Origin of the sequence: Nocardia australiensis (assembly GCF_020733705.1) — a bacterium.
Lineage (GTDB): Bacteria > Actinomycetota > Actinomycetes > Mycobacteriales > Mycobacteriaceae > Nocardia > Nocardia australiensis.
Window position 1 is genome coordinate 20,539 of record NZ_JAJFZM010000016.1, and the last position, 18,825, is coordinate 39,363.

At 65.9% G+C, this 18,825-nt stretch carries 18 protein-coding genes; 12 read left to right on the forward strand and 6 right to left on the reverse strand.

The window, feature by feature from the left end; translation table 11 throughout:
- Positions 1 to 31: 31 nt before the first annotated feature.
- The 6 genes from LKE06_RS27420 (at position 32) to LKE06_RS27445 (ending at position 5,620) form a co-directional block, all read left to right on the forward strand.
- Positions 32 to 601: an FKBP-type peptidyl-prolyl cis-trans isomerase gene (locus tag LKE06_RS27420; protein ID WP_228002236.1), complete on the forward strand. Its 570-nt coding sequence runs from the start codon at positions 32 to 34 to the stop codon at positions 599 to 601.
- Positions 602 to 808: 207 nt separating this feature from the next.
- A complete protein-coding gene (gene tig / locus LKE06_RS27425; RefSeq protein ID WP_228002237.1) occupies positions 809 to 2,185 on the forward strand; it encodes a trigger factor in 1,377 nt (458 codons plus the stop codon).
- Between the two features lie 181 nt (positions 2,186 to 2,366).
- Positions 2,367 to 2,978, forward strand: coding sequence for an ATP-dependent Clp protease proteolytic subunit (locus LKE06_RS27430; RefSeq protein ID WP_228002238.1), 612 nt, complete (start codon positions 2,367 to 2,369; stop codon positions 2,976 to 2,978).
- 37 nt (positions 2,979 to 3,015) lie between these two features.
- Positions 3,016 to 3,684, forward strand: coding sequence for an ATP-dependent Clp protease proteolytic subunit (locus LKE06_RS27435; protein WP_228002239.1), 669 nt, complete (start codon positions 3,016 to 3,018; stop codon positions 3,682 to 3,684).
- Between the two features lie 319 nt (positions 3,685 to 4,003).
- Positions 4,004 to 5,284 (forward strand): ATP-dependent Clp protease ATP-binding subunit ClpX, encoded by a 1,281-nt coding sequence (clpX, locus tag LKE06_RS27440; RefSeq protein WP_228002240.1) that lies wholly within the window; start codon positions 4,004 to 4,006, stop codon positions 5,282 to 5,284.
- A 27-nt stretch (positions 5,285 to 5,311) separates the two neighbouring features.
- On the forward strand, positions 5,312 to 5,620 hold the full coding sequence (locus LKE06_RS27445) for a hypothetical protein (protein ID WP_228002241.1): 309 nt from the start codon (positions 5,312 to 5,314) through the stop codon (positions 5,618 to 5,620).
- A gap of 23 nt (positions 5,621 to 5,643) precedes the next feature.
- On the opposite strand, the gene LKE06_RS27450 is transcribed toward LKE06_RS27445, so the two are convergent.
- The gene (locus tag LKE06_RS27450; RefSeq protein WP_228002242.1) at positions 5,644 to 6,021 is read right to left on the reverse strand and encodes a nuclear transport factor 2 family protein; all 378 of its coding nucleotides are present in this window, start codon (positions 6,019 to 6,021) and stop codon (positions 5,644 to 5,646) included.
- A 621-nt stretch (positions 6,022 to 6,642) separates the two neighbouring features.
- Between LKE06_RS27450 and mihF the strand changes: the two genes are divergently transcribed.
- Positions 6,643 to 6,957, forward strand: coding sequence for an integration host factor, actinobacterial type (mihF, locus tag LKE06_RS27455; RefSeq protein WP_228002243.1), 315 nt, complete (start codon positions 6,643 to 6,645; stop codon positions 6,955 to 6,957).
- Between the two features lie 24 nt (positions 6,958 to 6,981).
- Entirely contained in the window at positions 6,982 to 7,395 is a 414-nt protein-coding gene (locus tag LKE06_RS27460; RefSeq protein ID WP_228002244.1) for an NUDIX hydrolase, read from the forward strand.
- 213 nt (positions 7,396 to 7,608) lie between these two features.
- On the opposite strand, the gene fdhD is transcribed toward LKE06_RS27460, so the two are convergent.
- From fdhD to LKE06_RS27475, 3 genes are read right to left on the reverse strand one after another with little or no spacing between them, the layout of a single operon-like run.
- Positions 7,609 to 8,457, reverse strand: a complete 849-nt coding sequence (gene fdhD / locus LKE06_RS27465; protein WP_228002245.1) for a formate dehydrogenase accessory sulfurtransferase FdhD — start codon at positions 8,455 to 8,457, stop codon at positions 7,609 to 7,611.
- The gene (locus LKE06_RS27470) at positions 8,450 to 10,762 is read right to left on the reverse strand and encodes an FdhF/YdeP family oxidoreductase (protein ID WP_228002246.1); all 2,313 of its coding nucleotides are present in this window, start codon (positions 10,760 to 10,762) and stop codon (positions 8,450 to 8,452) included. Before LKE06_RS27470 ends, fdhD begins: the two co-directional genes overlap by 8 nt.
- Before the next feature lie 49 nt (positions 10,763 to 10,811).
- The gene (locus LKE06_RS27475; RefSeq protein WP_228002247.1) at positions 10,812 to 12,140 is read right to left on the reverse strand and encodes an FHA domain-containing protein; all 1,329 of its coding nucleotides are present in this window, start codon (positions 12,138 to 12,140) and stop codon (positions 10,812 to 10,814) included.
- Between the two features lie 262 nt (positions 12,141 to 12,402).
- On the opposite strand from LKE06_RS27475, the gene LKE06_RS27480 reads away from it, so the two are divergent.
- Positions 12,403 to 13,116: a TetR/AcrR family transcriptional regulator gene (locus tag LKE06_RS27480; RefSeq protein WP_228002248.1), complete on the forward strand. Its 714-nt coding sequence runs from the start codon at positions 12,403 to 12,405 to the stop codon at positions 13,114 to 13,116.
- Positions 13,113 to 13,643, forward strand: a complete 531-nt coding sequence (locus tag LKE06_RS27485) for a GNAT family N-acetyltransferase (RefSeq protein WP_228002581.1) — start codon at positions 13,113 to 13,115, stop codon at positions 13,641 to 13,643. The genes LKE06_RS27480 and LKE06_RS27485 overlap by 4 nt, the downstream gene beginning before the upstream one ends.
- Positions 13,644 to 13,678: 35 nt before the next feature.
- On the opposite strand, the gene LKE06_RS27490 is transcribed toward LKE06_RS27485, so the two are convergent.
- Together LKE06_RS27490 and LKE06_RS27495 are read right to left on the reverse strand one after the other, a co-directional pair.
- A complete protein-coding gene (locus LKE06_RS27490; RefSeq protein WP_228002249.1) occupies positions 13,679 to 15,232 on the reverse strand; it encodes a glycerol-3-phosphate dehydrogenase/oxidase in 1,554 nt (517 codons plus the stop codon).
- A 71-nt stretch (positions 15,233 to 15,303) separates the two neighbouring features.
- Entirely contained in the window at positions 15,304 to 15,930 is a 627-nt protein-coding gene (locus tag LKE06_RS27495) for a TetR/AcrR family transcriptional regulator (protein ID WP_228002250.1), read from the reverse strand.
- A 193-nt stretch (positions 15,931 to 16,123) separates the two neighbouring features.
- Between LKE06_RS27495 and LKE06_RS27500 the strand changes: the two genes are divergently transcribed.
- The gene (locus tag LKE06_RS27500; RefSeq protein WP_228002582.1) at positions 16,124 to 17,701 is read left to right on the forward strand and encodes an FAD-binding oxidoreductase; all 1,578 of its coding nucleotides are present in this window, start codon (positions 16,124 to 16,126) and stop codon (positions 17,699 to 17,701) included.
- A complete protein-coding gene (locus LKE06_RS27505; RefSeq protein WP_228002251.1) occupies positions 17,698 to 18,657 on the forward strand; it encodes a diacylglycerol kinase family protein in 960 nt (319 codons plus the stop codon). The genes LKE06_RS27500 and LKE06_RS27505 overlap by 4 nt, the downstream gene beginning before the upstream one ends.
- Positions 18,658 to 18,825 lie beyond the last annotated feature (168 nt).

Sequence of the window (18,825 nt, forward strand, 5' to 3'; positions counted from 1 at the left end):
GATCGGAGGGCGGTGGATTATGGTCCGCCGCATGCACACACTCGGCAGGATCATCGGAATCGGTACCATTGCCGCCGCCGCGTTCGGGCTCGCCGCCTGCGGTTCGGACGACGCCAAGGACTCGGCCGCGCCCACGTCATCGCGAACCGCTGCCTCGTCGGCTGCCGCCATGCCGCAGAGCACAGGCCGCGAATGCGCGGCCGACGATGTGAAGGTGGACGGTGGGTTCGGCGACAGTCCGAAGATCACCATCCCTGACGATTGCGACCCGCCCAAGGAACTCATCACCAAGGACCTGGTCGAGGGCAGCGGCCCCGGCGCGGCCGCCGGTCAGGAGCTCACCATGAACTATTCGTTGGTCACCTGGTCGGACAAGAAGAAGCTGGACAGCTCGTTCGATCGGGGTAAGCCGTTCCAGTTGACGCTGGGTGCCGGACAGGTCATTCCGGGGTGGGACCAGGGATTGGTCGGTGTGCAGCAGGGCGCGCGGCGGTTGTTGATCGTCCCGCCGGAGCTCGGCTATGGCTCGGGCGGTAACGGCGTCAAACCGAATGAGACCCTGGTTTTTGTCACCGACGCGGTGACTGTGCCGAATAGCTGAGTTTTGGGTGTGGTCGTTCGGCAGTGTCGCGGGGCGGAATAGGGCCCGATGGACTTTGTCGGCTGCGCGCATCAGGTGCTGGTGGTCCTGCCCGCAGGTGGCTGCGAGCGGTCAACTAACCTGATCGGGATGCGCACGCGTGGGCGTGGCGTGTCCAAGTCTTTTGAGTAATACGCCGATCAGAACCAACGAACAAGGAGCATGTCCGTGAAGAGCACCGTCGAGCAGCTGAGCCCGACCAGGGTCCGGATCAACGTCGAGGTGCCCTTCGAGGAACTGAAGCCGGACTTCGACAAGGCGTACAAGGCGCTGGCCAACCAGGTTCGTATCCCCGGCTTCCGCCCGGGCAAGGCACCGGCCAAGCTGATCGAGGCTCGTGTCGGTCGCGGCGCGATCCTGGAGCAGGTCGTCAACGACGTGCTTCCCGCGCGCTACAGCGAGGCCGTCAGCACCTCCGAGGTGAAGGTCATCGGCCAGCCCGAGATCGAGATCACCAAGATCGAGGACGGCCAGGAGCTGGCGTTCACCGCGGAGGTCGACGTCCGCCCCGAGATCGCCCTGCCCGCCTACGACGGCATCGAGGTGACCGTCGACGCGTTCACCATCGGCGATGAGGACATCGAGGAGCAGCTGCAGTCGCTGCGCCAGCGTTTCGGCACCCTGACCGGTGTCGAGCGTCCGGTCCAGGACGGCGACTTCGTTTCCATCGACCTGGCGGCCACCGTCGACGGCGAGGACGTCCCCGAGGCCGCCACCACCGGTCTGTCCCATGAGGTCGGTTCCGGTCAGCTGATCGATGGCCTGGACGAGGCGCTGACCGGGCTGTCGGCCGGTGAGTCCAAGGAGTTCACCTCGACGCTGGTCGCCGGTGAGCACGCGGGCAAGGAAGCGGTCATCACCGTCACCGTCGGTTCGGTCAAGGAGCGCGAGCTGCCCGAGGCCGACGACGACTTCGCCCAGCTGGCAAGCGAATTCGACACGCTCGACGAGCTGAAGGCCGACCTGCGCACCCGCGTCGAGCGGGTCAAGAAGGTCGAGCAGGCCGGTGAGATCCGCGACAAGGTGCTCGAGAACCTGCTCGAGCAGGTCGAGGTGCCGCTGCCCGAGGCCGTCGTCAAAGCCGAGATCGACGCCGTGCAGCACGACGCCGTGCACGGCTTCGACCATGACGAGGACGCCTTCGCCGCCGCGTTGGAGGCACAGGGCAGTACCCGCGAAGAGTTCGACGCCGACACCAAGGAAGCCGCCGAGAAGTCGGTGAAGACCCAGCTGCTGCTGGATGCCATCGCCGAGGCGGAGAACACCCAGGTCGGCCAGGAGGAGCTCACCGAGCGGATTCTGTTCCAGGCGCAGCGCTACGGCCTGTCGCCGGAGCAGTTCATCCAGCAGGTGCAGCAGGCAGGCCAGCTCGGTGCGGTCTTCGCCGACGTGCGCCGCGGCAAGGCATTGGCCGGTGTGGTCGGCCAGGTGAAGGTCACCGATTCCGAGGGCAACTCCGTGGACACCTCCGAAATGTTCGGTGGCCCTGAGGATTCCGAAGAAGGCGCGGAAGTGGTCGAGACCACCACGGCGAGCGCCGAATAATTCCATGCAATGCCAGCGTGATCGACCTATAACTGGTTGTGTGATTGCGCTGTAAGCGAAGAAAGGGCGGTACCGGGAGTTCGGTGCCGCCCTGCTTCGTTACTGTTTGTGACAAGCGAACCCGAGATGGCTGTTCGGCATCAGCAACGAGCCCGGTAAGAGAAGGCAGGTATCCGTGACAATGAACAAGGCAGGGGTCGTCATGACGTCCGCGACTGCTGGTCTGAACCTCAGTGATTCGGTGTACGAGCGCCTGCTGCGTGAGCGCATCATCTTCCTCGGCACTCAGGTCGACGACGACATTGCGAACAAGCTGTGCGCGCAGATCCTGCTGCTCTCGGCGGAGGACCCGACCAAGGACATCTCGCTCTACATCAATTCGCCGGGTGGTTCCGTAACCGCCGGTATGGCCATCTACGACACGATGCAGTTCGCCGAGTGCGACATCGCCACCTTCGGGATGGGTCTGGCCGCCTCCATGGGGCAGTTCCTGCTCACCGCGGGCACCAAGGGCAAGCGCAGCGCGCTGCCGCACGCGCGGATCATGATGCACCAGCCCTCGGCGGGCATCGGTGGTTCGGCCGCGGATATCGCGATCATGGCCGAGCAGTTCGCGCACACCAAGCGCGAGCTCAACGAGCTGCAGGCGCTGCACACCGGCAAAAGCGTGGAGCAGGTTGCCACCGACGCCGATCGTGACCGCTGGTTCACCGCGAAGCAGGCACTCGAGTACGGCTTCATCGACCGTGTGATCAGCCACGCGGATCAGGCCGACGGCGCAGGCAACAAGTAGCGACAAGCTCATCCGCACAGAGACTTTGGAGACGAAGATGGCCAATTCGATCGACCCGCGCGCTGGCCTCGGCGGTATCGCGCCGCAGAGCCCGCAGGCGCGCTACATCCTGCCGTCGTTCATCGAGCACTCGAGCTTCGGTGTCAAGGAGTCCAACCCGTACAACAAGCTGTTCGAGGAGCGCATCATCTTCCTCGGCGTGCAGGTGGACGACGCCTCGGCCAACGACATCATGGCGCAGCTGCTGGTGCTGGAGTCGCTCGATCCCGACCGCGACATCACCATGTACATCAACTCGCCGGGTGGCTCGTTCACCTCGCTGATGGCCATCTACGACACCATGCAGTACGTGCGTGCCGACGTCGCGACGGTCTGCCTCGGTCAGGCGGCCTCGGCGGCGGCCGTGCTGCTGGCAGCGGGCACCCCGGGCAAGCGTGCCTGCCTGCCCAACGCGCGGGTGCTGATCCACCAGCCGTCGCTGGAGGGTGGCATCCAGGGCCAGGTGTCCGACCTCGAGATCCAGGCCGCCGAGATCGAGCGCATGCGTCGCCTGATGGAGACCACGCTGGCGCGCCACACCGGTAAGGACGCGGATACCATCCGCAAGGACACCGACCGGGACAAGATCCTGACCGCCGATGATGCCAAGGAATACGGGATCGTTGATACGGTGTTCGATTACCGCAAGCTCAGCGCCCAGAAGTAAGGTTAGTGCGCTGATCGCTCGTAAGTTACTGTAAATCAGGAAGATTCGGCCGGGACGGGTGCCACGCGGCATGTGTCCCGGCCGGACCGTTTCGATGGAACCGGCCACCCGGAAGAATTGTCCGGCGGAGCGGGTCACGGGACAGGCGGCCGGTAACCCCGGCGAGAAACATGCTCGAGTTGTCGACCTCCGTCGCGCACACCGGGTACGGTCGACCTAGGGGCCTTTGCTCCTGGTTGACGGCAGTGCCCGAGGGTGACGGATTGCTGGCAACCTGGACAGACGGTTGCACGCAAACAAGGAAGTAGGGACCCACGAGATGGCGCGCATCGGAGACGGCGGCGATCTGCTGAAGTGCTCGTTCTGCGGGAAGAGCCAGAAGCAGGTCAAGAAGCTCATTGCGGGACCAGGGGTGTACATCTGCGACGAGTGCATCGATCTATGCAACGAGATCATCGAGGAAGAGCTGGCCGAGTCCAGCGAGGTCAAACTCGATGAGCTGCCCAAGCCCGCCGAGATCCGGGACTTCCTGGAGAACTACGTGATCGGGCAGGACACCGCCAAGCGCACGCTCGCCGTGGCCGTCTACAACCATTACAAGCGCATCCAGGCCGGCGACAAGGGCCGCGACACGCGCGGTGAGACGGTCGAGTTGGCCAAGTCGAACATTCTGATGCTCGGGCCGACCGGCTGTGGCAAGACCTACCTCGCGCAGACGCTGGCCAAGATGCTCAATGTTCCATTCGCCATCGCCGATGCGACCGCGCTGACCGAAGCGGGCTATGTCGGTGAGGATGTCGAGAACATCCTGCTTAAGCTGATCCAGGCCGCAGACTACGACGTCAAACGCGCTGAGACCGGCATTATCTACATCGACGAGGTCGACAAGATCGCCCGCAAGAGCGAGAACCCGTCCATCACTCGTGACGTCTCTGGTGAGGGCGTGCAGCAGGCGCTGCTGAAGATTCTGGAGGGCACCCAGGCCAGCGTGCCGCCGCAGGGTGGACGCAAGCATCCCCACCAGGAGTTCATCCAGATCGACACCACCAACGTGCTGTTCATCGTCGCGGGCGCGTTCGCCGGGCTGGAGAAGATCGTTTCCGACCGCACCGGCCACCGTGGCATCGGCTTCGGCGCCGAGGTGCGTTCCAAGGCCGAGGTCGACACCTCCGATCACTTCGCTGAGGTCATGCCGGAGGATCTCATCAAGTTCGGTCTGATCCCGGAGTTCATCGGCCGTCTCCCTGTCGTCGCCTCGGTGACCAACCTGGACAAGGAATCCCTGGTCAAGATCCTCTCGGAGCCGAAGAACGCGCTGGTGAAGCAGTACGTCCGGTTGTTCGAGATGGACGGTGTCGATCTGGAGTTCACCAACGACGCGCTCGAGGCGATCGCCGATCAGGCCATTCTGCGTGGTACCGGCGCTCGTGGTCTGCGCGCCATCATGGAGGAAGTCCTGCAGTCGGCGATGTTCGATATTCCGAGTCGCGACGATGTCGCCAAGGTCGTCATCGACTCCGACACGGTCAACGACAATGTGCTGCCGACCATCGTGCCGCGCAAGGCGCAGCGGGCGGAGCGGCGCGAGAAGTCGGCGTAATCGTCTACTGGCGGTAGGTTTTTCGGGGTGCAACCGCAACAACCGATGAGTCCGGCTGGGCCGGGTCAGCTATTGGATGTCCGAGCCGTGCTGACGGGTGCTGTCGATATGCGCACCTACCAGCACAAGCACCTTGTGCTGTTCAGCCGAATCCAGGGCGGCTTGCGCTGGCGGATAGGCCCGGAGCCGGACACGGACGGTCTGGTGGCCGGTCTGACGACGTGTGTCGAATGGCTGGACGAGCATTTCGGGTTCGAGCTGGTCACCATTTTCACCAACCCGATCGAACCCCTGTGCGTGTACTACGCGATGTTGCGTCGTCGAAGCTCCAGCTAGTCGACCGGCCTACCTACCCTGTCTCAAACCGCTTGGCTGCTCATATCCTCCGGGCTCCAGTACGCGCGCATGTTGATGATCTTGCCTTCGTCGTTGAACTCCATGACATCGATGGGCATCAGAGTGAAGCTCTGGTCGCCGAACTTGGTGACGATGGTGAACATGAAGGCCGCGTGGTTGCCCGCGATTCGCACGGTCTCCACTTTCAGTTCGGTTTCCCGGTCGAGTTTGCCGAGCACCTCGTAGAACTCGCGAATCTCCGCGTGGCCGTGCTTGATCGGTGTGCCGATGGGGTCCTCGACGGTCGCGTCGGCGGCGTAGAGGTTGACGATTTCTTCGGTCGGACCGGAGCCGACCAGTTTGACGTACCGCTCGACCACATCGCGAACCTGCTCTGCCATGAAAACTCCCTCCAAATTGAAACGTGTTCCAATTTGGAGGGTAGCAGTGTCCACGCGATGGAGTCCTGCATTCTGGTCTGCGGATCGGCGCAGCGGGTGGCGCTGTGGGTGCCCGCGTCGACGACTGCGCCCCGCGAGTAGTCACGAGCGCCTGTGCTCGCTCCGGCGTCTTACATGCCGGTTGTGTTCTGTTCATAGTGCGCTGCATTCGATACGGTGGTGATCGGTAGCTGCTGCCTGCCGATCGCGCCCGGGGCGAAGATCGCCGTTGATCCTCCTTGGTTCGCCGTTGAACCTTGATGTCGTGCAGTGCACTTGTTTAAGGTGTCGTGCTCGATGACCTGGGCGTTACCTGGCGCACGATTTGTGTTCCGCCGGGTGCCTGATGGCCGCCGTCGAGGGGGCCGAATTGAGTAAGCGGCGGCTGCTTGATCGGGTTCGTTTCGTCCATTTTGACCGCTACCCGCCAGCCTTTCACAGGTTTGAACGCCCCCAGGCCGGGAACTCGTCTCCATTTCGTGGGATCTAGCCCCGGTGTGTCGTGGTTGTGCTGTCGGCGCGGTGCTGTTTACTCGGTCCGGTCAACCAGATGTTCGAGTGACGAGTGAAAGCGGAGGAGACATGGCACTGCCTACCATGACCGCGGAACAGCGCACTGAAGCGCTGGCCAAGGCGGCTGCGGTCCGCAAGGCGCGCTCCGAACTGATCGGCAAAGTGAAGGCGGGCCAGGTTTCGGTCGCCGAGCTGCTGAAGAAGGCCGACAGCGACGAGTTGGTGAAGAAGACCAAGGTCGCGGCCGTTATCAAGGCTCTACCCGGGGTCGGTCCGGTGAAGGCGGCGAAGCTGCTCGACCAGGCCGAGATTCCCGAGGATCGCCGCATCGGCGGGCTCGGCGCCCGTCAGCGTGCGGCATTGCTCGAGGCGCTCGAGGCCTGACGCGCGTCGTAGTATCTGCAGATCATGATTGGGGAACGAACGCTCACGTCGGTGGCGTGGCTCTGCGTCGAGAACGGCCGCTTGCTCGCGGTCCGCACTAAGGGACGCGACGCCTTCTACCTGCCCGGCGGCAAGCCTGAGCCGGGGGAAACGCTGGCGCGAGCGCTCGTTCGTGAAGTTCGTGAAGAAGTCGGCGTCGAGTTGGAGGCGCACCGGATCACGCCCGTGGTGACAATTACCGCTCCCGCCCACGGGCGTCCCGGCACCGTCGTCGAAATGCACTGCTTCAGCGCGCCGGGACACGGTGACCCCGCACCGGCGGCGGAGATCGAGGAGCTGACCTGGCTCGGGCCCGCCGACCATTACCTGTGTGCTCCGGCGGTCGGCAAGGCGCTCGACCACCTCACCTCGGTCGGTGGCTGGGGCAACGAGTCCTGACCGATCAGTGTTCGCGGCGCCGTGGGAATCGGATACGCACCGGCGCCGGACCGGACAGGGTGGGATATCGCATTCGCACGCACAGCTCACCGGATTTGCCTTCCACCGGGATTCGCATCGCTCGCTCCGCTCATGCCGAATTTCTCGATCGAGTGACGCAACCGTAATTCGGACATCGGCGACGGGCGAAGAGTCACCTTGGTCAGGAGCGGGTCACCGCGTCCGAACGACGGTCGGGGACGGGGCGGCGGCGCGATCGAGGCGGTGTGATCCCGTGTAGATGTTCATGGTGTCGCCGCGAAGGAATCCAATGAGGGTGAGGCCGGATTCATCGGCCAGATCTACCGCGAGGGAACTGGGCGCGGAGACGGCTCCGAGCACCGGGATGCCCGCCATCGCCGCCTTCTGGACCAGTTCGAACGATGCGCGGCTGCTGACGATGAGCACGAGATCGTTTGCGGGAACGCGGTTTTCCAGTAGCGCCCAGCCGAGTACCTTGTCGACGGCATTGTGCCTGCCGATGTCCTCACGCACGGCGAGTTCGGTGCCGTCGGTGGTGAACAGGCCCGCCGCGTGCAGGCCACCGGTGGCCTCGAAAACTCTTTGGCGGGAACGTAATTCGCCGGGCAGTTCAGCCAGCGTTGTGATGCTGACGGCAGGCCCATCGGCGGGGACGGGGAATCGTGTGCGGGTGCGGACATCTTCCAGCGCTGTTTTGCCGCAGAGCCCGCACGCGCCGGTGGTGAGGACGTTGCGACCGTGTATCGGTGCCGGGGTACGCAGTTGGACATCGAGCACGTTGTAGGTGTTGTGCCCGTTCTCGTCAGTTCCGGCGCAGTAGCGGGCGGAGACCACGTCGTCAGCGGCACCGATGATGCCCTCGCCCAACAGGAATCCGTGTACGAGTTCGATATCGCTGCCCGGTGTGCGCATGGTGACAGTGAGTTGCTGACCGTCGACGCGGATTTCGAGCGGCTCCTCCACCACCAAGGTGTCCGGCCGGGTGATCTCACCGTTCGGGGTGATCCGGATGGTGCGGCGGCGTGCGGTGACCCTACTCATCGCTGCCTCCGAGGTGATCGTGTCGTTTCAGCCGGATGGTCACGGCCTTGGAAACCGGTGTATTCGACCGTGCCGCAACATGATCCAGCGGGACGAGCGGGTTGGTCTCGGGATAATAGGCGGCAGCGTTCCCGCGTGGTGTCGAATAGCCGACGATGCGGAAGCCCGACACCGCGCGTTCGGTGCCGTCGGTCCATTCGGAGATCACATCTACCAAATCGCCTTCGTGGAAACCTGATTCGGCGATGTCGTCGGGGTTCACCAGGATGACTTTCCGGCCGCCGTGTACGCCGCGATAGCGGTCGTCCAGGCCGTAGATGGTGGTGTTGTACTGATCGTGGCTGCGCAGCGTTTGCAGGATCAGCCTGCCGGGCGGGACCGGTGTCCATGTGAGGTCGTTCACCGCGAAGTTGGCTTTGCCGGTGGCGGTGCGGAATTCGCGGGAATCGCGCGGTGGATGGGGTAGTACGAAGCCGTTGCGCTCGCGCACCCGCCGGTTGTAATCGCTACAGCCGGGGACCACGCGGGCGATCGCGTCGCGAATCTTGTCGTAATCGCGCTGGTATTGCGACCACGGCACCGGATGGTCGGGGCCGAACACTGCCTGCGCGAGTTCGCAGACGATGGCGACCTCACTGCGCAACTCGTCGCTTACCGGCTTCAGGCGACCGGTGGACAGATGCACCATCGACATCGAATCCTCTACCGACACCTGCTGTTTCACGCCATCACGCAGGTCCTCGTCGGTGCGTCCCAGGGTGGGCAGAATCAGCGCTGTCTGTCCGTGCACGATATGGCTGCGGTTGAGTTTGGTAGAGACGTGTACGGTGAGCGCGCACCCGCGCAGCGCGGCCTCGGTGACGGCGGTGTCGGGGGTGGCGGAGACGAAATTGCCGCCCATGCCGAAGAATACCTTCGCCCTGCCTTCGCGCATGGCACGAATCGCGTCGACCGTGTCGAGGCCATGCTTGCGCGGGCTGGTGATGCCGAATTCGCGGTCGAGCGCATCGAGGAAGGTGTCGGGCATCTTCTCCCAGATACCCATGGTGCGGTCGCCCTGCACATTCGAGTGGCCGCGCACCGGGCATACGCCCGCGCCCGGTTTGCCGATCATGCCGCGCAGTAATAGGAGATTGGTCGCCTCCTCGATGGTGGCGACACCGTGCGCCTGCTGGGTCAGGCCCATTGCCCAGCAGATGATCGTGTTCTTCGATTCGGCCAACAGTCCGGCGGTGCGCCGGAGTTCGTCAGCGGTCAAACCGGTCGCTACTCGTACAGTATCGAAATCTATGGCGCGAATATGCTTTTCGTAGTCCGCGAAACCCGCGCAGTGAGTGTCGACGAACTCGCGATCGACCACCGTGCCGGGTGCGGCATCCTCTGCTTCCAGCAGCAGCCTGCCAAGGCCCTGGAACAATGCCAGGTCACCGCCGAGGCGGATCTGCAGGAAATCGTCGGCGATGGACACGCCACTGGTGAAGCCCTTGACGGTCTGTGGATCGCGGAAGCCGAGCAGCCCGGTCTCCGGCAGCGGATTGACCGCGATGATCTTGGCGCCCTTGGCCTTCGCGCCCGCGAGCGCGCTCAGCATGCGTGGATGGTTGGTGCCCGGATTCTGGCCCGCGACGATGATCAGGTCGGCGGCGTCGAAGTCATCGATCGACACCGAGCCCTTACCGATGCCGATGGAGCTGGTCAGTGCGGCGCCCGAGGATTCGTGGCACATGTTCGAGCAGTCCGGCAGGTTGTTGGTGCCGTAGCTGCGGACCATCAGCTGATAGAGGAAGGCGGTCTCGTTAGCGGTGCGTCCGGAGGTGTAGAAGAGGGCTTCGTCGGGGGAGCCGACTGCCCGCAGGTGCGACACGATCAACTGGTAGGCGTCGGCCCACTCGATGCGGGAGTAGTGGGTGTCGCCAGGGCGCAGCACCATCGGGTGAGTGAGTCTGCCTTGTTGACCGAGCCAGTAGCCCGACTTCCCGGCCAAGTCCTCGACCGAATGCGCGGCGAAGAACTCCGGAGTGACGGTGCGCAATGTCGCCTCCTCGGCGACCGCCTTCGCGCCGTTCTCGCAGAATTCGGCCGGGCGTCGATGACCGGTCGGCTCCGGCCACGCGCAGCCGGGGCAGTCGAAGCCGTGTACCTGGTTGACCCGCGCCAGCGTGCGGGCGGTGCGGACCACGCCCATCTCTTCGACCGCGCGTTTCAGTGCCACCGCGACAGCGGTAAGGCCTGCCGCCTGCTGCTTCGGGTGGGTCACGCTCAGCAGAGACTCATTGACGTCCTGTGTCGGCCCATTACGGTGCATGGTCGTCATTGTCCTCTCGGTGAGAAGAGGATCTCGGTGGGCCTCGCCGTCAGGGTCGGCCGCGCGCACCGGAGATCTCGGAAGGAGTCTCGCGCCGATCCTCCGTGCGGTAGGTCAGGATGCGCCGGCCGATGCGCACTCGCCAGCCGGGCGGTAATTCGACGGGAGAGGTGCCGACACGAGTCCACTGGTCGGTGCCGGGAGCCGCGATGAAAGTGCCTGCGGGAGTGGATGCGTCGCGCACATACACCTTGCCGCGATCGGGCGAGACATAGGCGTGCACCCGCGAAACGTGCCGGTCACGAGGGACGGCGAGTGGGGAGGCGGTCGCCGTCCGCACCGCGTCGTCGGCGGTGGGATTGCGGCCGATGACGTACGGACGGTCCAGCGGGAATGCGGCGCCGTCCTCGAGCACCAGCGCGCCGGTGGGCGAACCGACTGCCTTCGAGGTATCCGCCTTGGGGGCGCCCTGCGCCCCGCACACGCGTCGCGGGTGGATCCGGTCGGGAGCCGGAACCTTTCTCAGCGCCACGGGTTCGGGGCGCGACGGCGTCGCGGGCCTGGTCGCGTCGGATACCTGGGACCAGGCGAGATGCACGGCCTGGGTCCCGATGTCCTCCGGAGCGTGGGGATTGCGCGCCGAGTTGTTCGAAGCAGGGCTGTTCGACGTACGACTGTTGGACCCGCGGTCGTTCAGGCTGCCGCCATTCGAGGAGTGGGCGGTCGATGATCGGCCGCCGGTGCCGGAGTTCGCGCGGACTGTCGAGCCTGTCGGGTCGGAGTCGTCCGGTGCCGATTCGGCGAGTGCGGCCAGTCCGGCCGGCGCGGTGGGTGGTGGTTCGGGCTTGTCGCCGCCACCCTGTGCGGTCGGGCCGGGTGTGGATTCGATCTTTTTCCGGGCCTTGCGCAGGCCGACGCGGAAGACGAATCCACCGCCGGGAACAACCCCGGCGCGCAAGTCGGCGCGTGGGTGCGGGGTCAGGGGCAGCGCGGAGTCCGCGCCAACGGAAATCCGCCGCACCGGTTCACGCACGATCTCGTCGACCCAGGTGAACGCCCTGGCTCCAGCCAGCCGCCGCACACCCTCCGGTCCGTCGATCTCAGCGCTCACCGCGCCGCGCAGCAAGATGACGGTGCCGTCGGCGGTCGGTGCGATCACCCCGAACGGTGGCGGCTGGGATCCGCTCCCGAACACGACCGTGGCCAGCCGTAGCGCAATGGCCGCCCCAGGATGCGGGGTGTCGGCGACGGCCTCGACCGCACCGAGAATCCGGTCGGTAGAGGATGTTTCGTCGGCGAGATAGACGACGACCGCGCCGAAACGTGCGATCAAACCATTACCAGGCGCGATGCCAACGGTGGACGGGTCACTGCGCACCCGCGCCCTCCTTTCCGGCACACTCGGCGTCCAGCATAGAGCGTCCGGGCGGCCGGAATCGGGCCCTTGGCTATCCGGGGCGCTGCAGGAGTGGGCTCGACGACTGCGGTTGTTCACGGGTGGCGGGCGAATTGGTCTGGTGGGCAGTGGATTCGGTGCACCGGCAGCGGTCGGATCGAGCCACAGCCGATTGTGTGAAAGCACACGGTGCGCGAGCGTCGATCGTGACGAACGGTGTTCGTCGGCGCGTATGCTCGCCGGCATGAGTGCCGCACCCGTCAGCCGCCGGGCTCGTCCCGCGAAGGCTCCTCTCAGTCGTGAGACTATCGTCGAAACCGGCCTGCGGATTCTCGACGCCGAGGGCCTGGCCGCTCTCACGATGCGCCGCGTGGCCCAGGATCTCGATACCGGTGCGGCGTCGCTGTATGTGTATGTCGCGAATCGTGACGACCTGATGGCCGCGATGCTCGATCAGGTGCTCGGCACCGTGCCGCTGCCGACCGGCGGCACCTGGCGTGACCGGATCATCACCCTGGTCGAGTCGGTCGTCGCGGCGATGGGCAGGCACGAGGGGCTCGCGCTCGTCGCGCTCGGGGCGAAACCCACCAGCCCGAACGCGCTGCTGTTGGTCGAGCGATTGCTGACACTGCTGGAGGAGGGCGGACTGGACGCACGGACCAATTCCTGGGCCGTCGACCTGATCTATCTGCACATCACCGCGCGGGCCGCGCAGCAAAGCGTTGACAATGTCGAGGGCGGTAGCGAGGAGGATTACGTTGCGGGGATCGAGCGAATATCCGCGCGGCTTCCCGTCGAGGGGGATCCGTCGATCGTGTCCATGCGGGATCAGGTCCTCGGCGGTGGTGGCGATTCCCGCGAGGCCTGGGCCTTGCGGGTCCTGATCAACGGCATCCTCGCTACCCCGGTCGATGACTCGGGCGATTCGATGACAACCAAGGAGCCGTCGTGCGGATGATCAGGCAGGCCACCCTCGATGAGCTTCCGGTGTTGCGGGACATCGAGGATGCGAGCGGGAAACTGTTCGCGGACATCGGCATGACAATGGTCGCCGACGACCCGCCGCCGCCGCTGGAAACCCTGCGCGAATTTCAGCGGGCGGGCCGCGCCTGGGTATGGACCGACGACACCGATCATCCGGTCGGTTACCTGATCCTCGGCATCGTCGACGGTGCCGCGCACGTCGAACAGGTCTCGGTGCATCCGGACCATGCGGGCAGACGCATCGGCAAACGCCTGCTCGACCACGCGGTGCGGTGGGCGAAAGACCAAGGGATGCAGGCGATAACGCTCACCACATTCGTCGACGTCGCCTGGAACGGCCCATATTACGAGCGCCTGGGCTTCCGCTACCTCCCTGCTGCCGACGAGACGCCGGCTCTGTGCGCGATTCGTGCCGCCGAAGCCGCTCACGGCCTGGATCAGTGGCCACGCGCCTGCATGCGTGCGGAGGTGGATACCTGGGCCTTCGACCCGGCGTTCTGAACCCCTGTTTTGGTCTGGTCCGCCGACGAGATGCGCTAACGGCGGTCGGCGAACGCGGCTTCGGCTGCCGGTAGCGCGGCTTGCCGGTCTTCGGCGACGAGGCCGATCCGGGTGCGGCGGTCCAGTAGATCGGAGATATCCAGGGCGCCTTCGTGGGAGACGGCGAAGTCGAATTCCGCTGCGATTACATCGATTCCGGGAGCTACGGGTTCTTGTCCCGCTGGATCGTTATGCGCCGCAGCGAGAATGAGCGGGGCTTCGCTGCCATAGCGCTCGATCAGGGCGGGGGGTGCGTCGATATGGTCGCGCGCCGCGCCGGAGACGGCTCCCACCAAAGGCAGTCGTTTGGTCCGGCAGGAGCCTGCGGTGAGCATGCCCTGCGTGATCGCGGCGTCGACGGCGTCTTCGGCCATCTGGCGGTAGGTGGTGAGTTTGCCGCCGACAATGGTGATGACCCCGGTGGGGGAGTGCAGTACCGCGTGCTTGCGGGAGATGTCGGCGGTGCTGTTGTCCGCCGTCTTCAACAGCGGACGCAGACCGGCGTAGCTGCCGCGAATATCGTTGCGGGTCAGTGGCTCTCGCAACACGGTGTTGATGGTGTCGAGTAGGAAGTCGATTTCGGCGTCGGTGGGCTTCGGCTCGTCGGGGACCGGGCCGGGGGCGTCCTCATCGGTCAGGCCGAGGTAGACCCGGCCGTGCGCGGCGGGGAAGGCGAAGACGAAGCGGCTGGTGCTGCCGGGAACCGGGACGGTCAGTGAGGCGGTGAGGCCGCCGAATGATTCGGCGGAGAACACCAGGTGGGTGCCGCGGCTCGGACGCAGTTCGATGCTCGGGTCGACCTCGTCGGCCCAGACGCCGGTGGCGTTGAGGACGGTACGCGGCCGGACGGACATGGTTTCGCCGGACAGGGTGTCGCGCAGTGTGGCTGAATCTCCGGTCACCTCGATCGCCTCGGTTCTGGTGAGGATGGTCGCGCCCTGAGCAGCCGCGGTACGTGCCAGCGCGACAACGAGGCGGGCGTCGTCAACCAACTGTCCGTCCCACGCCTGCAGCCCGCCACGCAGTCCGTCGCGGCGCACCGTCGGCGCCAGTCGCAGTGCTTCGGCGGCGGCGACGCGACGCGAGCGGGGCAGTGTGGCGGGCGAAGTGCCCGCGCTGCGACGCAGCACGTCACCCGCGACGAAGCCGGCGCGAATCAGCGATTGTTGTGCGACACCGATTTCCGGAAGCAACGGGACGAGTTGCGGTAGCGGGCGCACGAGATGCGGTGCGGTGGTGCCGATCAGAATGCCGCGCTCGACGGCGCTTTCGTGGGCGATGCCCACCTGTCCGCCAGCCAGATAGCGCAGCCCGCCGTGCACCAGTTTCGAACTCCAACGGCTCGTGCCGAAGGCCAGGTCATGCCGCTCGACCAGCACGGTCCGCAGCCCGCGCGCGGCCGCGTCGAGGGCGGCGCCGACACCGGTGACGCCGCCACCGATCACCAGCACATCGATCTCGGCTCCGTCGCCCAGGTCGCGCAGTTCGCGGGCGCGCCGTTCGGCGTTCAGCGCGGAGTTGCCGGTGGTGTCGGCGGAATTCACGGTCATGACAGTCTCTTTCGTTATCGCAATACGGCATGGTTGCGGTGGCCGGATCGCCGCGTCTTCGGGTCGCGCGGTCATGCGGGGTGCTTTCCCGGCGTCGGCGAGGCGGGGGCGAGGTAGCCGTCGATGGCGCGGACCAGCTCGGCATCGAGGGCGGCGCCGGTGAGGATCGAGCTGACGGTGCCCGCGGATTGCACCGCCGATTGGGCGATCAACAGCAGCATTGTCGCCATCTGTTCGGGGTTGCCGTCGCGGACGGAGCGATCACGTTGGCCCTCTTCGATTCCTGCGGTGAACAGGGCTATCAGGTGTCGCTGGTTGCGGCCGAGGCGACCGAAGACATAGGTGAGCATCAGATCGGTGTCGGTGCGGAAGATCTTGCCGAACAACGGATTTTCCCGGATGGCGGCAGCGCCGGTGACGATGCCGCCGACCAGGCGGGTACGCGCCGTTCCCGCGGTGGGCATGGTCGCGGTGACGACCGTGCGCAACTCGCGCACCAGCAGCTCGGCCACCAGCGAGCCGGTATCGGGCCAGCGGCGATAGACCGTCGGCCTGCTGACTCCGGCGCGGCGGGCGACCTCGGTCAGGGTGGTGCGTCGGACCCCGAATTCCTCTACGCAGTCGCGGGCCGCGTCGAGGATCGCGAGGTCGATTGCCGAGAGCGTGGATTCGGTCGCGGACTCGTCGGGGGCAGTCATCGGGTCACCACCGGGGTAGGCGGCGTCGTGGCAAACGCCAGGCGCCGGAAACGGTATGTCGGAACGTTACTGCTTGACAGTATATGTCAAACTGTAACGTATGGTCGAGACGCAGCGCACCGGCGACACCGGGCAATCCGCAAGCGAGTCCTCCAGCGCCACAAAGCCGGGCTGGCCGGAGCAAGCGGCGAGTATGGTGTGGGACGCCTGGGGTATTCCCGCCGGACACAAGCCGCTATCGGCGCAGATTCGGGGGCTGTTGGCGCAGGTATTCGGAGTGTCCGGAGATCCGGTGACGCGCCGCGATGAGGTTGACGTGCCGCTGCGTGAGTCGGCGCTCACGCCTGACCGGCGAGACGGCCTGGGCGCGGTGGTCGGCGCTGACAACGTCTCGGTCGACCATCACGACCGCCTGCTGCGTGCCGGCGGAAAGAGCACCCCCGACCTGCTGCGCCGCCGCGCCGAAGGGCCTCAGGACGCCCCCGACGCGATCGTCTACCCGGCCGATCACGACCAGGTGCTCGCGGTGCTGACCTACTGCGCCGCCAATGCCATCGCGGTCGTCCCGTTCGGCGGCGGCACCAGCGTGGTCGGCGGCGTGGATCCGATCGGCGGTCGCTTCGATACCGTCATCGCGCTGGACCTGCGACGGCTGGACACGCTTTCGAAGGTCGACCCCATCAGCGGCACGGCCGCACTCGGCGCGGGCCTCACGGGGCCGGCGGCCGAGAAATTGCTCGCCGCCCATGGCCTTTCGCTCGGCCACTTCCCGCAAAGCTTCGAATTCGCCAGCATCGGTGGCTTCGCGGCGACCCGATCATCGGGCCAGGCTTCGGCGGGCTACGGCCGTTTCGACGATATGGTCCAGCACCTGAAGATCGCCACTCCCAGCGGCACCATCGAACTCGGCCGCGCACCCGCGTCGGCCGCGGGTCCGGATCTGCGCGAGCTTTTCGTCGGCTCGGAGGGGGCGCTCGGTGTGATCACGGAGGTCACACTGCGGGTGCATCCGGTTCCGGAAACCATCGGCTACCAGGCGTGGTCGTTCCCCGACTTCGAAACCGGCGCCGCCGCACTGCGTTCGGTGGTGCAGGCGGGTGCGGCGCCGACCGTGCTCCGGCTGTCCGATGAGGTCGAGACCGGCGTCAACCTGGCCCGCACCGCCGATATCGGTGGTAACCCGGTGGCGGGTTGTCTGGCCATCACCACCTTCGAGGGCACCGCCGCGCACGTCGCGGCACGCAGCGCCGAGGCGGGCGCATTGCTCGCGGCGGCGGGCGGCAATGCGCTGGGACAGACGCCCGCTCAGGAATGGGAGCACGGCCGTTTCGCCGCGCCCTACATGCGCGACGCGCTACTGGATGTCGGCGTGCTGTGCGAAACCCTGGAAACGGCGACTACCTGGTCGAACCTCGCCGCCCTCAAGTCGAAGGTGACCGCGGCGCTGACGGATTCGCTTGCCGGACAGGGCACCCCGCCGCTGGTGATGTGCCACATTTCGCATACCTACCCGACCGGCGCTTCGCTGTACTTCACCATCATCGCCAAACAGCTCGACGATCCGATCGCCCAGTGGCACGCGGCGAAACAGGCCGTCGGCGATGCGATCATGACCGCGGGCGGCACCATCACCCACCACCACGCGGTCGGCACCGACCACCGCCCGTGGATCCCCGCCGAGATCGGCGACCTCGGCGTTCGGATTCTGCGAGCGGTGAAACAGCAGCTGGACCCGGCGGGCATCCTCAACCCGGGAAAGCTGGTCCCGTGACACCCGATTCGCCCCGTTCGCTGCGCACGCTGACGGTGGTGACCAACCCGCACTCCGGTGTCGGAAGAGGACACGGCGTGGCCGCGGCGGCGTTGGCCAGGTTCGCCGAACGCGGTGTCGAGGTCACCGAGGTTCGCGCGCCGACGGCAGCCGAATCGGTGCGCCTGGTGCGGGAATCGATCGACAGCGCGCACCCGCCGGACGCGGTGGTCTGTATCGGCGGCGACGGGCTGATGAACGTCCTGCTCGGGGCGGTCGCACAGACCGGTGTTCCGCTGGGGCTGATCCCCGCCGGCACCGGCAATGATTTGGCGAGGGAAATCGGCGTGCCCACCGACGATCCCGTCGCCGCCGCCGATCTGATACTTCGCGGCCGCACCAGGACCATCGACCTCGGCGTGGTCGAATCGGAGGCGCCGGGTGTCGAACCCAAATGGTTCGCCACCGTCACCGGCACCGGTTTCGACGCGCGAGTCACACTGCGCGCAAACAGGATGCGGTGGCCGAAGGGGCCGTTGCGCTATACGATCGCCGCGCTCGTCGAGATCGTCGGCCGCTTCGCCGTGCCCTACCGGATGGAGCTATTCGGTGTCGCCCACCGCGCGCTCGATAATCCGGTGTCCGACACCGTGATCGAGACCGCCGCGGTCATGGTGGCGGTGGGTAATACCCGCACCTACGGAGGCGGCATGCTGATCTGCCCGGATGCGAAACCCGACGACGGGCTGCTGGATCTGACCGTGGTCGGCGCCGTCACGCGGCGGGACATGCTGCGGCTGTTGCCCGCGCTGTCGGCGGGCAAACGGATCGACCACCCGAAGACCAAGCAGTACCGCGTCGAGCAGGTGACTCTCACCGCGCCCGGCGCTCCCGCGACCGCCGACGGCGAGCCGGCGGGCACGCTGCCGGTCACGCTGCGCGCGGTATCGGGCGCGCTCACGGTGCTGGTTCTCTGAGTGCGGGCGAGAATCTGAGAATTGCATATGGATTCCACGGTCGGGCTCTGATCGGCGGTAGGCTTTTATGTGTAGGCGGAGTTTTCGGTGTCCCTCATCCACCGAAGGCTCCGTCTTTTTCTATGCTCGGTGGCCTGTGCGAGCGCATCCAACCCGACCACTAGAATC

Bases quoted from the DNA above. Each gene is read 5' to 3' on its own strand.
- LKE06_RS27420 (WP_228002236.1), top strand. From the start codon at position 32: ATGCACACACTCGGCAGGATCATCGGAATCGGTACCATTGCCGCCGCC.
- LKE06_RS27430 (WP_228002238.1), top strand. From the start codon at position 2,367: ATGAACAAGGCAGGGGTCGTCATGACGTCCGCGACTGCTGGTCTGAAC.
- LKE06_RS27435 (WP_228002239.1), top strand. From the start codon at position 3,016: ATGGCCAATTCGATCGACCCGCGCGCTGGCCTCGGCGGTATCGCGCCG.
- clpX (WP_228002240.1), top strand. From the start codon at position 4,004: ATGGCGCGCATCGGAGACGGCGGCGATCTGCTGAAGTGCTCGTTCTGC.
- LKE06_RS27450 (WP_228002242.1), bottom strand. From the start codon at position 6,021: ATGGCAGAGCAGGTTCGCGATGTGGTCGAGCGGTACGTCAAACTGGTC.
- mihF (WP_228002243.1), top strand. From the start codon at position 6,643: ATGGCACTGCCTACCATGACCGCGGAACAGCGCACTGAAGCGCTGGCC.
- LKE06_RS27460 (WP_228002244.1), top strand. From the start codon at position 6,982: ATGATTGGGGAACGAACGCTCACGTCGGTGGCGTGGCTCTGCGTCGAG.
- fdhD (WP_228002245.1), bottom strand. From the start codon at position 8,457: ATGAGTAGGGTCACCGCACGCCGCCGCACCATCCGGATCACCCCGAAC.
- LKE06_RS27470 (WP_228002246.1), bottom strand. From the start codon at position 10,762: ATGCACCGTAATGGGCCGACACAGGACGTCAATGAGTCTCTGCTGAGC.
- LKE06_RS27480 (WP_228002248.1), top strand. From the start codon at position 12,403: ATGAGTGCCGCACCCGTCAGCCGCCGGGCTCGTCCCGCGAAGGCTCCT.
- LKE06_RS27485 (WP_228002581.1), top strand. From the start codon at position 13,113: ATGATCAGGCAGGCCACCCTCGATGAGCTTCCGGTGTTGCGGGACATC.
- LKE06_RS27490 (WP_228002249.1), bottom strand. From the start codon at position 15,232: ATGACCGTGAATTCCGCCGACACCACCGGCAACTCCGCGCTGAACGCC.
- LKE06_RS27495 (WP_228002250.1), bottom strand. From the start codon at position 15,930: ATGACTGCCCCCGACGAGTCCGCGACCGAATCCACGCTCTCGGCAATC.
- LKE06_RS27500 (WP_228002582.1), top strand. From the start codon at position 16,124: ATGGTGTGGGACGCCTGGGGTATTCCCGCCGGACACAAGCCGCTATCG.